The 12,378-nt window shown below is 58.5% G+C and carries 18 protein-coding genes; 4 read left to right on the top strand and 14 right to left on the bottom strand.

Annotated elements, in window-relative coordinates; all coding sequences use genetic code 11:
• Positions 1–33: 33 nt before the first annotated feature.
• The 6 genes from EDC30_RS14750 to EDC30_RS14725 form a co-directional block, all read right to left on the bottom strand.
• The gene (locus tag EDC30_RS14750) at positions 34–834 is read right to left on the bottom strand and encodes an OBAP family protein (protein WP_243656802.1); all 801 of its coding nucleotides are present in this window, start codon (positions 832–834) and stop codon (positions 34–36) included.
• Between the two features lie 170 nt (positions 835–1,004).
• The gene (locus EDC30_RS14745; RefSeq protein WP_132259613.1) at positions 1,005–1,367 is read right to left on the bottom strand and encodes a hypothetical protein; all 363 of its coding nucleotides are present in this window, start codon (positions 1,365–1,367) and stop codon (positions 1,005–1,007) included.
• 7 nt (positions 1,368–1,374) lie between these two features.
• Positions 1,375–1,776: a phage holin family protein gene (locus EDC30_RS14740; RefSeq protein ID WP_132259612.1), complete on the bottom strand. Its 402-nt coding sequence runs from the start codon at positions 1,774–1,776 to the stop codon at positions 1,375–1,377.
• 9 nt (positions 1,777–1,785) lie between these two features.
• On the bottom strand, positions 1,786–2,088 hold the full coding sequence (locus tag EDC30_RS14735; RefSeq protein ID WP_132259611.1) for an ElaB/YgaM/YqjD family protein: 303 nt from the start codon (positions 2,086–2,088) through the stop codon (positions 1,786–1,788).
• A 155-nt stretch (positions 2,089–2,243) separates the two neighbouring features.
• Positions 2,244–3,038, bottom strand: a complete 795-nt coding sequence (locus tag EDC30_RS14730) for a YdcF family protein (protein ID WP_132259610.1) — start codon at positions 3,036–3,038, stop codon at positions 2,244–2,246.
• Between the two features lie 85 nt (positions 3,039–3,123).
• Complete coding sequence (locus EDC30_RS14725; RefSeq protein ID WP_132259609.1) at positions 3,124–3,588, bottom strand: hypothetical protein; 465 nt, start codon at positions 3,586–3,588, stop codon at positions 3,124–3,126.
• A gap of 307 nt (positions 3,589–3,895) precedes the next feature.
• Here EDC30_RS14725 and EDC30_RS14720 point away from each other — a divergent pair, with 307 nt between their 5' ends.
• Entirely contained in the window at positions 3,896–4,531 is a 636-nt protein-coding gene (locus EDC30_RS14720; protein WP_207907292.1) for an SRPBCC family protein, read from the top strand.
• On the opposite strand, the gene pip is transcribed toward EDC30_RS14720, so the two are convergent.
• A complete protein-coding gene (gene pip / locus EDC30_RS14715) occupies positions 4,506–5,474 on the bottom strand; it encodes a prolyl aminopeptidase (RefSeq protein WP_132259608.1) in 969 nt (322 codons plus the stop codon). The genes EDC30_RS14720 and pip overlap by 26 nt on opposite strands.
• 112 nt (positions 5,475–5,586) lie before the next feature.
• On the opposite strand from pip, the gene EDC30_RS14710 reads away from it, so the two are divergent.
• A complete protein-coding gene (locus EDC30_RS14710) occupies positions 5,587–5,835 on the top strand; it encodes a hypothetical protein (RefSeq protein WP_132259607.1) in 249 nt (82 codons plus the stop codon).
• A gap of 73 nt (positions 5,836–5,908) precedes the next feature.
• Here the strand turns inward: EDC30_RS14710 and EDC30_RS14705 are convergent, their stop codons facing one another.
• The 3 genes from EDC30_RS14705 to EDC30_RS14695 all read right to left on the bottom strand — a co-directional run bounded on the left by EDC30_RS14705 (position 5,909) and on the right by EDC30_RS14695 (position 7,869).
• Positions 5,909–6,706 carry a hypothetical protein gene (locus tag EDC30_RS14705; RefSeq protein WP_132259606.1) on the bottom strand — a complete coding sequence of 266 codons (798 nt, stop codon included), beginning with the start codon at positions 6,704–6,706 and terminating at the stop codon, positions 5,909–5,911.
• A 255-nt stretch (positions 6,707–6,961) separates the two neighbouring features.
• A complete protein-coding gene (locus EDC30_RS14700; protein ID WP_132259605.1) occupies positions 6,962–7,168 on the bottom strand; it encodes a SlyX family protein in 207 nt (68 codons plus the stop codon).
• A gap of 77 nt (positions 7,169–7,245) precedes the next feature.
• Entirely contained in the window at positions 7,246–7,869 is a 624-nt protein-coding gene (locus EDC30_RS14695) for a GGDEF domain-containing protein (RefSeq protein WP_132259604.1), read from the bottom strand.
• A 191-nt stretch (positions 7,870–8,060) separates the two neighbouring features.
• Here EDC30_RS14695 and EDC30_RS14690 point away from each other — a divergent pair, with 191 nt between their 5' ends.
• A complete protein-coding gene (locus EDC30_RS14690) occupies positions 8,061–8,321 on the top strand; it encodes a hypothetical protein (protein ID WP_132259603.1) in 261 nt (86 codons plus the stop codon).
• Between the two features lie 89 nt (positions 8,322–8,410).
• Here the strand turns inward: EDC30_RS14690 and EDC30_RS14685 are convergent, their stop codons facing one another.
• The gene (locus EDC30_RS14685) at positions 8,411–9,016 is read right to left on the bottom strand and encodes a DUF2059 domain-containing protein (protein WP_132259602.1); all 606 of its coding nucleotides are present in this window, start codon (positions 9,014–9,016) and stop codon (positions 8,411–8,413) included.
• A gap of 223 nt (positions 9,017–9,239) precedes the next feature.
• Complete coding sequence (locus tag EDC30_RS14680) at positions 9,240–9,950, bottom strand: alpha/beta fold hydrolase (protein ID WP_132259601.1); 711 nt, start codon at positions 9,948–9,950, stop codon at positions 9,240–9,242.
• Positions 9,951–10,229: 279 nt separating this feature from the next.
• On the opposite strand from EDC30_RS14680, the gene EDC30_RS14675 reads away from it, so the two are divergent.
• Positions 10,230–11,327 (top strand): GGDEF domain-containing protein, encoded by a 1,098-nt coding sequence (locus tag EDC30_RS14675; protein WP_132259600.1) that lies wholly within the window; start codon positions 10,230–10,232, stop codon positions 11,325–11,327.
• Position 11,328: 1 nt separating this feature from the next.
• Here the strand turns inward: EDC30_RS14675 and EDC30_RS14670 are convergent, their stop codons facing one another.
• The gene (locus tag EDC30_RS14670; protein ID WP_341539873.1) at positions 11,329–11,550 is read right to left on the bottom strand and encodes a DUF1289 domain-containing protein; all 222 of its coding nucleotides are present in this window, start codon (positions 11,548–11,550) and stop codon (positions 11,329–11,331) included.
• A gap of 1 nt (position 11,551) precedes the next feature.
• Positions 11,552–11,977: a hypothetical protein gene (locus EDC30_RS14665; protein ID WP_132259598.1), complete on the bottom strand. Its 426-nt coding sequence runs from the start codon at positions 11,975–11,977 to the stop codon at positions 11,552–11,554.
• Positions 11,978–12,378: the final 401 nt, after the last annotated feature.

Raw genomic sequence — 12,378 nt, 5'->3', positions numbered from 1 at the left:
GGCTTTTTTATTGCCCGGTCGCGGTGCCCGGTTTCATGGCCGGGCAGCAGCCGCAGCCTTCTTGTCGACCACGCCCGGAATATCCTGGGTCTGGCGGCCGAATTTCCCCTTGAGTTCATCAACGCCGGATTGCGGCTTGGCCAATGCCTTCAGGTCCGCGCGGTCCTTGCGCTTTTGCGCGGTATTGAGCTCCATTTTCTTGTCGCGCCGTTCGACCAGTCCTGGATTGGCTTCGTTGTCTCGGTTGAACGACCATGCCAGCATGGGTTTGCCCATGGGGAGCTTGTCGGCGAGCTGCCCCTCTTGCCCGGTATTCCAGAAATGCCAGGTCTTGCCGTAGCTATTCATCTTTGTCTTCATGAGCGACTTTTCCGCCACCTCGGGAATGCCGGGCGCCATCAATTGGCCGCTCAGGATCTCGGCATTATGCGGATGCCAATATTGCTTTTCATCCGCGGGCAAGGTCTCGAACAGCTTTTCCGAAATGATGTATTCGACGCCATGCATGTTGGCGCCCTTGGTATTGCCGTCAAAGAGCACGCACTGCGCCAAGTCTTCATTGACTTGATGGCAGTAATGGTGCGCTTCCATCTGTTGTTCCGGATGGTCCTTGATCGGGTGAAAGCCGACGAGATAGATATCGAAGCCCTCGATCGGCGCATTGCTTTGCAAGACCTTGGCACCCGCCTCCAGCGTCCTCGTCTTGGCGGACTTGCCGGCTCCGGGCGGTTCTGTCTTCGGCTTTGCCGATTCCTGCGCCATGACGCCGCTTCCTATGCCGGCAGTGCCGGCCAGACATAACATGGCGAAAAAGAAGTTACAGGACTTCCGCATATCGCTCCTCCCGGCAATTTCGAATGAAGCATCCCTTCCTATCGACGGCCAACGCCAAGGGAAGTTCTAAAATTGCAACAGGTATAGAGGAGTTGCCGGAAAGCCCGGCCGGCCAGACGAAGAAATTGTCCACGGCAAGCCTGCCGCAGACGGAATCAAGCTTATCGGGCTTACTTGGCGCGACGCCGCGCCACCGCCTTTTTCACGGCAAACGCCGTCACCGCGCCGAGCGCACCAACCAATAACAATTGCCGCATCGTCGGTTTGGGCGACTTCGCCTTTTTTCCGACCAGGGAAATGCCTTTCAGCGCCAGCGGCGCCAGCACCGGCAACAGTGACGTCAGGCCTGCCGGGCTCGGCTCTTCCTTGCGGCTGCGCAGCAGGGCCAAGCCCGTCAGTGCCAGCCCGCCGACGCCTTTCATCAGCGTCGCCGGACGTATGCCGGCCACCAGCGTCTCACGGGCTTGTTCCACGCGCTGGCGATGGATCGCGGCTTGCGCCACCAGCTCCTGTTTGCGGTCAATTGGTTTCATGATGATTTCACTGCAGGGCGTCGCGGTCGTTGCGCAATTCCGCCATGGTCAGCGGCAGCGATAGCCGGTCATCGCGCAGCAGCGTGCGCGCATACATCCCGACTCCCAGGCAAACGAGCGTGTAGAAGACGGCGACGATGGCAAGAATCTTCCAGCCCAGGCTATCCCATGCCAGCATCACCACCAGCCCGGTCCAGCAAGCCAGCGCAAAAAAAGCCGTCAGTATGCCGATGGCAAAGACGACCGCCAGCTTCAGCAAGGCGGCGCGCACATCGGCCAGTTCAAGGGCTGCCAGTTCGATCCGGCACAGCAGCAATCCAAGGAGATTGCGCCCCATTCCCGCCAAGCCGGCCAAAAAACCGGGGCGCAGCGGCTCGTCTTCGGCCGCCTGAGTCGAGTTGAATTGCATGCGACCGGCTTACTTACGGCCGATCAGCATGCCGACCACGAGGCCGACGCCAGCGGAAATGGCCACGGCCTTCCACGGGTTGTCCTTGACATAGCTGTCGGTATGGCTGGCGAATTCCTTGCCGGTTTCCATGGCGGCGGTTTGCAATTCCTGCGCGCGTTGGGCAGCGCTGTCGAGCAATTCCTGTCCTTTGGCACGCAATTCATCGGCACGCTCACCGGTGGCTACGCTGGCTTCGCGGAACAATTGCTGGGCATCGCGCACCAGGCTTTTCATATCGTTGCGCACAGTTTTGTAGCTGGAAGCAGTCATGCTGATCTCCGTATAGAAATGAAGTTGTCGGTCTCATCATACTCAGCACAGCTATTGCCGGCAAGCCGGGCAGCGCCATTTCCCGCATTTACCTTCATCAAGCGCAAAGCAAAATGCCGGCTGAATTTATCTGGACCACGTCTGGCAGTAAGTAGTTACTTAGCCGAAAACCTGAATGTGGGAGGACTTTGGCGATGCAACCGGTACCAGAGCAAGCCCAGCCACTCATGCATGGCATAGTAACTGACTTGCATGCCGGTAGCGCCCGGCAACCAAGCCTTGAGCGAGGTATGTTCGGTGGTCGCAAAGGCCGTGGGAGCCGGCACGACGGTCAGACCGGATTCCTCGAAGGCGCGTCGCGCGCGCGGCATGTGCAAGGCATCGGTGACCAGCGCGATCTTCTGGATGCCCGCCTCCTGCAGGATCTTGGCGGAATACTGCGCATTTTGCGCCGTATTGTCGGAGGCATTTTCGATCCATTTGACCGGCACATGCATTTCATCTTGCAGCACGCGGGCCATCATCTCCGCTTCGCTGCCGGTTCGGCCATCCGGCGCGCCGCCTGTAACCAGGACGGGCAAGCCGGTGGCGCGCTGCAGATAGGCGCCGTAACGCAGACGACCTAGCGTGGTCATCTTGGGGATATCCTGGCCGCCATACTCGGGCGAATCCCAGATGCGTCCGCCGCCCAGCACGACGATCGCTTGCGCATCGAGGTTTGCCGTGGAGGTCAGCGCCGGATTTTGATTTTCCAGCGGGCGGGCGAGCAGGCGCGCGCCGACGCCCGTGCTAAACACGGTCAAGATGGCCAGGGTGCATGCGCTCAGGGAAAGGCCAAGCCGCGGGCGCTTGCGCGCCAGCCAGAGTCCCAATGCGGTAAGGAGAACCAGATTCAGCGGCGGCAGCAAGATCGTGCCGACCAGGGTATTGAACATCCAGCTTAAGCTCATGAAGACTTTCTTGCCGATTCGAAAGCGGCATCCTGCAGAAAGTCACCGTGATCGTCAAGCCGCGCTGACACCATGTTTGACTAATTTATTCATCGATCTGACGTTGCGCCGTGCTGCGAAGCTGGAAGCGGCCATCGTTATTGAATAGCCAGGTTTCGGCCAGTTCCAGGCGGCCATGCCGCATCAGGTGCGCATCCGGGCGCGGGAAAGGCGCGCTGTTGCGCAGCGTCGCCAGCGCGGTGGCTTCGGTGCTGCGGTCACGGTTGGAGCGCATGATTTCCGAACGCAAGAGCCGGCCATCGCCATCCACCACATACTTCACCACCACGACCGAACGCAGCAGCGCTTGCGGCCGGCCCGTGTACATCTTGTCGCTATTGACGGCGGCGATACGGTTTGCCAACGCGATCTTGTACGCTTGCAGACTGGCGGAAACGGAGCCGCCCGGTGGGCCACCCTGGTAGGCAGGCGTACCGGCAAGCGGCAGACTGTCACTGGCGCAGCCGGCCAGGATCGCGGCGATACAAAGCAGGCTCAATCTGGTTTTCATATGTGACCTTGTTCTTGGCGGCTGCTGGATGAACCGGCCGCGGCAGTTCGTAAACATGCATGCTGAAATGTGCGTCCCTGTGGCCGCCTTGTTAAGATCAGGATAACCCAAAATAGTTCCCATAGGAAATATTGGCGAATTGCCAATCAGGTGTCGCGAGGATGCATTGTAGAGACAAGCCGGTGCGCATCGCAAGGCATCCGAAACATGGCCTCAACAAGCGGCATGTAGCTTGCGTCCCTCGCAAAAGACTTGAGTGCAACTTGCGGTAATGATAACTTTCGGCATCCCATCGATTGAGTCGCCCATGCCTACCTACATTGTCGGTTTACCCGCTTTCCGGTTTATCCGGCTCCTGCGCCTCGCCTGTTTATTGCTGCTTTGCTGTGCGCTTCCTGCGGCGCTGGGTTCGGAAGCGGAGCCCGAACGTGATGTCACGGTATCGGTGCACAAGAATGGCGACATGATCGTGGTGGATGTGAGCTTCAGCGTCGCCGCCACACAGCAGGACGCCTGGAATGTCTTGACGGACTTCGATCATATGAGCGAATTCATCTCCAACCTGCAGTCGAGCAAAGTGATCAGCCGCAGCGGCAACAAGCTGCAGGTGGCGCAAATCGGCAAGGCGGCGCGCGGCATGTTCAGCTTCGCCTTTGAATCGGTGCGCGAAGTCGAGCTGATGCCGCATTCGACGATTCGCTCGCGCCTGTTGTCCGGCAATATGCAGAAAATGGATGGCGCCACGCAACTGAGTTCGGAAAGCAGCGGCACGCGCGTGGAATTTCACGGCGAATCGATCCCATCGGTGTGGGTCCCGCCCGTGGTGGGCACCAAGTTCATCGGCAACGAGGTACAGGAACAGTTTCGCGAAATGCGTGCGGAAATCCTAAAGCGCAAGCATGGCGATGCGCGGCCGTCTAATAAAAACGGCCCTGCAGCTTGAATTGTTCCGTCGCCGTGACCAGAGCCCGCGCAATGCCCGGCTCCAGGCCGGCATGGCCGGCATCGGGAATCATGTGGAATGCCGCTTCCGGCCATGCCTGGTGCAGGCGGTAAGCCGATAAGGGCGGGCACACCATGTCGTAGCGCCCCTGCACAATCACCGCCGGCAGGTGGCGGATGCGCCCGACATTGCGGATGAGCTGGTCCTCGCTGAAAAATCCGGCATTCAGAAAATAATGCGCTTCCAGGCGGCCCACGCCGATGCTGGTGGTTTCTGTGGCAAAGTCATCCACCAGGTCCGGCTGTGGCAGCAGGTACAGGCAGCTTCCCTCGTACCGGCCCCAGGCGCGCGCGGCGCGCAGGCATGCCGCTTCATCGTCGCCGAACAATCGTCGCGCAAAGGCTTGCAGCAAGTCGCCCCGCTCTTGCGGCGGGATCTGGCGCACGAATTCCTCATGCACTTCAGGGAAAAACCAGCGCATGCCATTCATGAACCAGTCGATTTCTTCCGGCGTGCACAAAAAGATCCCGCGCAGCACGAAGCCGCTACAGGCTTCTGGATGCGCCTGGCCATAAGCCAGCGCCAGCGTCGAACCCCACGAGCCGCCGAATACCAGCCAGCGCTCGATATTCAGCATGGTACGCAAGCGCTCGATATCGGCAATCAGCAAGGGCGTGGTGTTGTCGCGGTATTCGCCCAATGGTGTCGAGCGGCCGGCGCCGCGCTGGTCGAACAGCACGATGCGGTAATGCGCCGGATCGAAATAGCGGCGGTGCTTGGGCGACAACCCCGCGCCCGGCCCGCCATGCAGAAACAAGACCGGCTGCCCCTGCGGATTGCCGCACTCTTCCCAGTAAATCGTATGGCGATCGTCGACAGCCAGCGTGCCGCTGCGGTACGGTTCAATGGGTGGAAACAGCGGCAGGGTCGCATTTGTGGACATACTCGTGACAGCGGGAGCGAAAGTCAAAATGGCATGATACGCCGATCATGTCCGCGGCGTCAGCCATGAACTCGGCGCAGTGGCGGCAGTCTCAGGGACGGAGGGCGCGACCATGACGAAAATCTCCAGACCCAAAGCCGACTACCTGAAGGCCCGCACCGGCATCGCTGCAGGCAGCCGCAATGGCAAGGCCGATGAATATGAAGAAGAGTACGACGAGATCGAGTCATTCCCCTTCGATGCCGAGCACGACGAAGACGACCGCGATCCGGAGCCGGAACGGCGGCCTTACTCGGAACATGCGCAAGAGCGGCGTCGCGCAAACCGGGCATCCAGGCGTGACGACAAGAGCCGGGTATAAGGAATGGCGTGAAAGCGCAATGGATACTTGCCGTGCTGCGTCTATCTACGGTTGCGCCGCGAATTAGTGCTTACTAACATCCGGTGCTGCCGGATCCCTTCCCAGTACCGCTAGACCCCTTTCCTGCACGACTTGAGCCCTGCCCAGTACCACTGGATTCCTGGCCATGCCCCTTGGCGCTACGGGTGCGTTCGCCATGGCGGGACTTGGATGCATGCGGCGCGACCCGTGATGATTTTTGCGGGCGCTGCAAGGTCACTTGCGCCGGAATACGCTTGGCGCCTTGCGGCACGACTACCACTGCCGCGCCACTGCCACCGCCTGGCATGCCCAGCGACTGCGGCTGGATGGCCGGTGGCGGTGGCGCCGGCGCTGCCGAAGCCGGTGTGGCCGGCGGTTGTCCGCCTTGCGGTGCTGCCGCTGCCGCTCCCGCGCCTGCCTGCCCGGGCCCGGTCGGCACGCCGCTGGCCTGGGTGCCGCCCTGATCGCCGCTGGATTGATTGCCCCGGGATTGGTTCGAGCCGCCTTGCATGGTCCGTCCCTGAGCTGGCACATGCTGGTTAGTCGATGCAGTCGGGTTGGGAGCACGTGGATTGATGCCCGTCTGGTTCGGCGCCCCCTGATTGCCGGCGCCATTACTGCCACTGCTTTGGCTGCCAACCCCGCCGGGCGTCGCAGTCACGGCAGGGCGTCCCTGCTGCACCGGGGTGCCGGTCCCCGTCCCGGAGCCGGCTTGCGGCGAATTCACCATGCCACCGGCACCCGGCAATGGGCGCTGCGTCGTGGTGGGAAAAACCTGGGCATGGGCTGCACAGATAGTCAAAGGAAACAGCAGCAGCATGCCGCTCAGGGATTTCGATAAGTGACTCATAGCACTCCCTATATCGCAGCTCTTACTATTTGCCAGTCTGCAAGATTGCCTATAACAGGCGCGCAATCCAGGAAAAGCTGCACACAGAACGCGCGCATCCGGCTCATCCGGTGCGCAGCAAGTGTTCAATCGACAAGGGAATACGACGGGAGTTCACCGCTGAAAGGCAACGATACTGCCTTACAACAAGTTTACGCTGCTTGTTTCGGCTGGCGAGAAGGACACCATGCCGCCAGAGGTGAAGGGAATTTGAAGTCAGTAATGCGGCGGAATTTCATGCGCCGGGCCACGCTCGCTGGCGGTTTGCTGTAATTCCTGCAGGCGGCGCGCGAGCGCAGTGCAGAGGGCTTCGAGTTCGTCGATTTTCTTTTGCTGGCGGTAAATGGTCTGATTCAATGTATCGACCAGGTCTTCCTGACGCGCCAGCTTGATCTCGATGTCGACCAGGCGGTTTTCTATCATTGGCTGCAAAGCTCCTAAAGGCATGCCGCAAACCGGCATGAGCGCCAAGTATACAGCCTCAGGAACGAATGCCGCCTTCAGGCAGCCGGTATCCCAGGCGGCAGCGCCTCTTCCAACTGGATGGTGCGCCCGCCGCCTTCTCCCTGTGCCTGGCGCATGGCTTGTTCCGCACGCTTGATCATGGATTCGGCCGTGTCGCCAAAGGCGTTGGTCGTAATGCCGGCTGAAAAAGTCAGCATCAGGCTAGGCGCAGTATCGCCCCAGTCGCATTCGGCCACTGCCTTGCTCAAGCGGCCCATGGCAATCACGCCCTGGTCCAGCCATGTCGCCGGCAGCACGATGCCGAACGATTCGCCGCCCAGGCGGCCGAAGCGGTCAACCGTGCGCAGCAGCTTCACGGCGGTAGCCGCGGTTTTCTTCAAGACCGCGTCGCCCGCCACATGGCCATATTGGCCGCTGACTTCCTTGAAGCGGTCCAGCTCCAGCACCGCGAAACAAAACGGATGGCCGGTGCGCTGTGCGCGCTGCAGTTCGGCCACGAGGCTTTCCAGCAAGCTGCGGCGGTTCAGGGCGCCGGTCATGGAATCGTGACGGCCAAGCTCTTCCAGGCGGGCACGCAATTCCGCCAGTTCCGCATCTTTTTCGACCAACTGCGCGCGCAACTGTTCGCAATTGCCGCAAGAGTGGTTTGCATCTGTCATGACATACTCCCGGATGCTTCGTTAAGAAGAAACGGCGACGAGGTCTCATCATTATTGGCCGCCAGCTGAATAACGATAGCACACTTGCATTGCATAGAGGAAATATTGAGCTCGTCGCGCAACTTGGCGGGCATTCGCACGGACTAAAAATGTGGTATTTCTTTGTCACCCCTTTATTTGCCTGACCACCCATGCGCTCGACCAAAGCCAGTGCCGCCGTGACGCGGCTCAATACCCGGGATACCGACTACCGCTATTCGATGGGAATGACGGCAAGCGGGTTTTTCTATCTGCTGCGCGCCAAGCCGGGAGCGGCGCCAGAAAAAATCAGCGACGAGCTGACGCAGGAAGAATTCATTGCGCTGGTCAACCGGACCGGCCCGCAAAAGAAAGTGAGAGTCAGCCGGCTGGATGCCGCTTTCGAACAGCAGCTCAAGCGCGGCAAGGAATGAATGCAAGCACGGCCTGTGCACCGAAAGGTGGACAGGCCGTGAGGACCGGCAGGCACTTGGCGCGCTTGCCTATTTTGGTACTGAGCTAGTTAAGTGGAAGGCTTTTTCTCTTCTTCCTGGCGCAGCTTTTTATCCAGTTCGATCATGAATTGCTCGCGCATGCGCATCTGCGTATCTTTCATGTATTCCGCAAACGTCTCTTCGATTTGAGGCATCGCCACCAGAAAGGCTTTGCCAGCCTTGGTGCCATCGAAACGCTTCATCAATGCCTTTTCCTTTTGCGTGAATACCAGTTCCGGCGCTTCACCAGTCGTCAGCATCTGCACCTGCGTGCGCACCAGCTTCTTGCCCACCGGCCCTTCCCAGAAAGCGGCGATCTGCTTGCACGTCTCCTGGTCGAACTGGTTGGCAAACCAGATTTTCAACTGCTGCGCGGTATATTGCTTTTCCAGGTAAGGATTCATGGTCGCCGACATCAGCGGCGCATTGTCCGGATCCTTGTCCAGGCTGTTCTGCAACAGCTGTTTGGTCGGAATGATGAAGCGTTCCGGCAGCGCCATGGCGTAAATCACGCGCTCGGCGGCAGCCAGGTGCGCCGTCGAGAAATTACGCTCGGCGCTCGCCTCTTCGGCGTGGACGCTGCTCAGGCAGGCAGCCAGGAATAAAAATAGGGAAAACAGTTTGGTCAATTTCATGAGTATCCGCGTTGCAATCGAAGAGGTGAACTTTATCGCGAATGCGAAGCATAGCGCAAAGCAGCGCACCTTAACCGCATAGTGAAAATAAATCACCGCCGGTTTGCGGCGTCGCAAAGCAAAAAAAGACCCCAAGCATCCAGAGGATGACTTGGGGATAAACGGGAAGTACTGCAGGAGAACCAGTCAGACCCGCTGCGGCATGCAGCGGGTCTTTCCGGAATTATTTCATCAGCAATTCAGCTTGCTTGCTGGTGGTGTAGGTTTGCAGGCCGAGATGGCCCAATGCATAGTCATAGGTGGCATTCTGCAAGTCGACATTGCTGGTATGCGATCCCCAGACATAGCAGCTGCCGATACAGACCAGCTCATCCATCCAGCTCTTGATGGAGTACATTTTGGCACCATAGCGCTTGCCCTTGACCGACTTGATCAGCGGGCTGTCGATCGACAGGCCGGCCGAACCGCAAGTCGACGATATGACATTGAACGGATACACGCCGCAGGAATTGAGGCCATGCTGTGCACCCGCCACACCGACGAAGGTATTGACCTTGCCGGAGTAACCCAGCTCGTTGATGGCTTTCATCGCCAGGGTCACGCCCATGGAGTGGCCGATGACGTCGATCTTGCCGGTGCAGGACGCCGCCAGCGCCGATTGCAGCGAGGATTTGACGACATTGGTATTGGTCGTGTCGTGTGAATTACAAGCTGCGCAAGTCTTGGAACCCCAGTTCGGACGGTACAGCTGGCTATCGGTATAGCCGCGTGACTTGAGTTCGGAAACGGTGCTGTTCCAGCTCGATGGCGACGCCATATTGCCATGCACCAGCACGACATTGTCCAGGCACGCAGCCTGGGCGGAAAAGGCGCTGACTGCCATGGCGGCGGTGGCCAGCAGACGGGAAAGGGAAAGCGTGAAGCCTGTCTTCATGGTGTCTCCTCAGATTGCTTGTTATTTTCAATATGGGTGGGTGCCGTATTGTTTTTACCGCTTGATGAGCGGTTATGTCGGCGTGCGTGCAATGTAACGGCTAGCCACCCGGGTTGCTACTCCCCATTCGGAGAGGCAAGCTTTAAAGCGATCCTCGGAGTGAGTTATTGCACTACAGCAATTCTGTAAATATTGCTAGCAAGTGGCACAAAACCATGGTCTTTTTGCTAAAGACAATAGCGACTTTGATAAAATGCGAGCACTGACAGCCGAGGCAATATGCCAGAACAGCAGACCATCATCCCTAAGGATAAAGACCCTACGCTTCGCCAGCGTTATGAGTCGATCGAGGTCCAGCGACGGACTTTACTTCTCTACCTTGGCAATGGCTTGTCCAGTGTCTTCCTGCTGGCTTTCGGCATCGCCGACCTGGTGCAAGGCAAAGACCTGCTGGCGTATTTTTTGTTGGTCCATTGCGGCATCACCATTACCAATATCCTGATATTTCGGTTTACCGGCAACCACGACTGGGCCGGCTATGGATTTGCCTATGGTTTGCTGGCCCTGTTTGCCTTCCTGGTCGGGACAGGCGCGGTTCAAAATACGGGGGCGCTCTGGGGCTACCCGATGGCCGCTTCCGCTGTTACCGTGCTGCGGGCGCGCCTGGGATTGATCGTCATTGCCGCCATGAGCGGCATTGCGCTGACCGTGTTTCTCATCCCACCTTCCTGGCTCGGCACCCAGCCCTATTCGCTCGAATTCAAGATCCGCTATACGGCAACCTACTTTGCCCTGATGCTGTTTATCGCGCTGCATGAGTATGCGCGCAGCCGCAGCCAGAACGAACTCTTGCGATTGAGCGCGCAACTGGATCACCTGTCGCAGACCGATGTCCTGACCGGCTTGCCCAACCGGCGCTTCATGCTGGACAGGCTGGAAGAAGAAAACAGCCGCAACCTGCGGCATCAACGCCCCTATGCCATCCTGTACGGCGATGTCGATGACTTCAAACTCATTAACGATACTTACGGTCATCAGGCAGGCGATGAGGCATTGCATCTCATCGGGCAAACGCTGCGCAACAACCTGCGCCAGCATGATCTGGTGTGCCGCTGGGGCGGGGAGGAATTTTTGGTGCTACTGCCGGAAGCGACCCCCGAACTGGCCAAGGAAGTGGCGGACAAGCTGTGCAAGTCCATCACCGCCATCGAGTTTCGTCCGGCCGGTATCATGCATCGGCTGACCATGAGTTTCGGTCTGCACCACGTTGCCGGGCACGGCAATATCAACAGCTTCATCCAGCAAGCCGATCAAAAGCTTTATCGCGCCAAGCAATCCGGCAAGAACCGCGCAGTGGCAGAACTGACGCCGGCCTGAGTCAGATTTTCCGCCGTGGGTAACCTTCGCGGATGATCCTGTCCCAGACGGCATCCTTCTCGGCCTGGGACATCGATACCCAATGCGAGACTTCCGTCGCGGTACGCCCGCAGCCACGACAGATATCGTCGAAGAGAGTGGAGCACACCGCCACGCAGGGTGTGTCCGGGCGATTGTTGACCGGTTGCGTCATTGTTTCAGATTCTCGTGCTGCAAATAGCATGTCAGTGCTTGTGCTTGCCATGCCCGTGGCCCTTGCCGTGACCATGGTGATCGTCATGCCTGTCATAGTGGTGATCGTGATGATGATCGCCGCGGTGGCCGCCACCAGGACCGCCATATTCGGCAGTCCTCACGAAATATACCGGCTGATTACAAGCATGATAGCGATGGCAATGCTTGCCCCAGTTTTTAGCATGGCCTGGCGGCACATTCATGTAAATCGGCTGCAGCGGGCGCGGCGGCGGCACGATGACCACCGGTTGCGCATAGACCACGGCAGGACGGGTATTACCGATATTGACGCGGCCATACACGCCGGGCGCCATTTCGCCGCCGACGCTGACGCCAAAATTGACATCCGATGCCTGCGCTGCAGCCGCGCTGGCAAGCGCCAGCAACAGCAGCGCGGGTTTGATTATTTTATGCATGGTTCCTCACCTGTATCCTGAAAATTCTTTATGGCCATTTAATCGGCGAAAATTGCCGTATCATCAACGATGGCATCCCTTGAAGCACTTTCATGAGCGCAACATAGCCTCTCCGACAAATTTCCCGCAGTAAAGTTTCAATCTGCCTAAGTGTTTATGGGCATTTATGCCAAGCCATACGAATATACCAAACTCCATCTTCCCCGCCATCTTTTCGCTCTTGATAAACTCCAACTTTTGGGAAAGACTAACTATTCGTTGTGAGCACGCACTATTGATGAAATGTAGACCTGGTTTGCAATTCTGCAATACAGGCAGCAATAGCGAATTCAAATGGTCAGCTATTGGCTAGGTATGGCCCTGCATTCTCTATGCTAGGTGCGCGAAGCGATCTGCACGCG

This window comes from Paucimonas lemoignei, from assembly GCF_004342585.1.
In the GTDB taxonomy this organism is placed as follows: Bacteria; Pseudomonadota; Gammaproteobacteria; order Burkholderiales; family Burkholderiaceae_D; genus Paucimonas; species Paucimonas lemoignei.
Note: the sequence above shows the minus strand (reverse complement) of the source record. Positions and strands in the feature narration are given on the sequence as shown.

Bases quoted from the DNA above. Each gene is read 5' to 3' on its own strand.
- EDC30_RS14750 (WP_243656802.1), bottom strand. From the start codon at position 834: ATGCGGAAGTCCTGTAACTTCTTTTTCGCCATGTTATGTCTGGCCGGC.
- EDC30_RS14745 (WP_132259613.1), bottom strand. From the start codon at position 1,367: ATGAAACCAATTGACCGCAAACAGGAGCTGGTGGCGCAAGCCGCGATC.
- EDC30_RS14740 (WP_132259612.1), bottom strand. From the start codon at position 1,776: ATGCAATTCAACTCGACTCAGGCGGCCGAAGACGAGCCGCTGCGCCCC.
- EDC30_RS14735 (WP_132259611.1), bottom strand. From the start codon at position 2,088: ATGACTGCTTCCAGCTACAAAACTGTGCGCAACGATATGAAAAGCCTG.
- EDC30_RS14730 (WP_132259610.1), bottom strand. From the start codon at position 3,038: ATGAGCTTAAGCTGGATGTTCAATACCCTGGTCGGCACGATCTTGCTG.
- EDC30_RS14725 (WP_132259609.1), bottom strand. From the start codon at position 3,588: ATGAAAACCAGATTGAGCCTGCTTTGTATCGCCGCGATCCTGGCCGGC.
- EDC30_RS14720 (WP_207907292.1), top strand. From the start codon at position 3,896: ATGCCTACCTACATTGTCGGTTTACCCGCTTTCCGGTTTATCCGGCTC.
- pip (WP_132259608.1), bottom strand. From the start codon at position 5,474: ATGTCCACAAATGCGACCCTGCCGCTGTTTCCACCCATTGAACCGTAC.
- EDC30_RS14710 (WP_132259607.1), top strand. From the start codon at position 5,587: ATGACGAAAATCTCCAGACCCAAAGCCGACTACCTGAAGGCCCGCACC.
- EDC30_RS14705 (WP_132259606.1), bottom strand. From the start codon at position 6,706: ATGAGTCACTTATCGAAATCCCTGAGCGGCATGCTGCTGCTGTTTCCT.
- EDC30_RS14700 (WP_132259605.1), bottom strand. From the start codon at position 7,168: ATGATAGAAAACCGCCTGGTCGACATCGAGATCAAGCTGGCGCGTCAG.
- EDC30_RS14695 (WP_132259604.1), bottom strand. From the start codon at position 7,869: ATGACAGATGCAAACCACTCTTGCGGCAATTGCGAACAGTTGCGCGCG.
- EDC30_RS14690 (WP_132259603.1), top strand. From the start codon at position 8,061: ATGCGCTCGACCAAAGCCAGTGCCGCCGTGACGCGGCTCAATACCCGG.
- EDC30_RS14685 (WP_132259602.1), bottom strand. From the start codon at position 9,016: ATGAAATTGACCAAACTGTTTTCCCTATTTTTATTCCTGGCTGCCTGC.
- EDC30_RS14680 (WP_132259601.1), bottom strand. From the start codon at position 9,950: ATGAAGACAGGCTTCACGCTTTCCCTTTCCCGTCTGCTGGCCACCGCC.
- EDC30_RS14675 (WP_132259600.1), top strand. From the start codon at position 10,230: ATGCCAGAACAGCAGACCATCATCCCTAAGGATAAAGACCCTACGCTT.
- EDC30_RS14670 (WP_341539873.1), bottom strand. From the start codon at position 11,550: ATGCTATTTGCAGCACGAGAATCTGAAACAATGACGCAACCGGTCAAC.
- EDC30_RS14665 (WP_132259598.1), bottom strand. From the start codon at position 11,977: ATGCATAAAATAATCAAACCCGCGCTGCTGTTGCTGGCGCTTGCCAGC.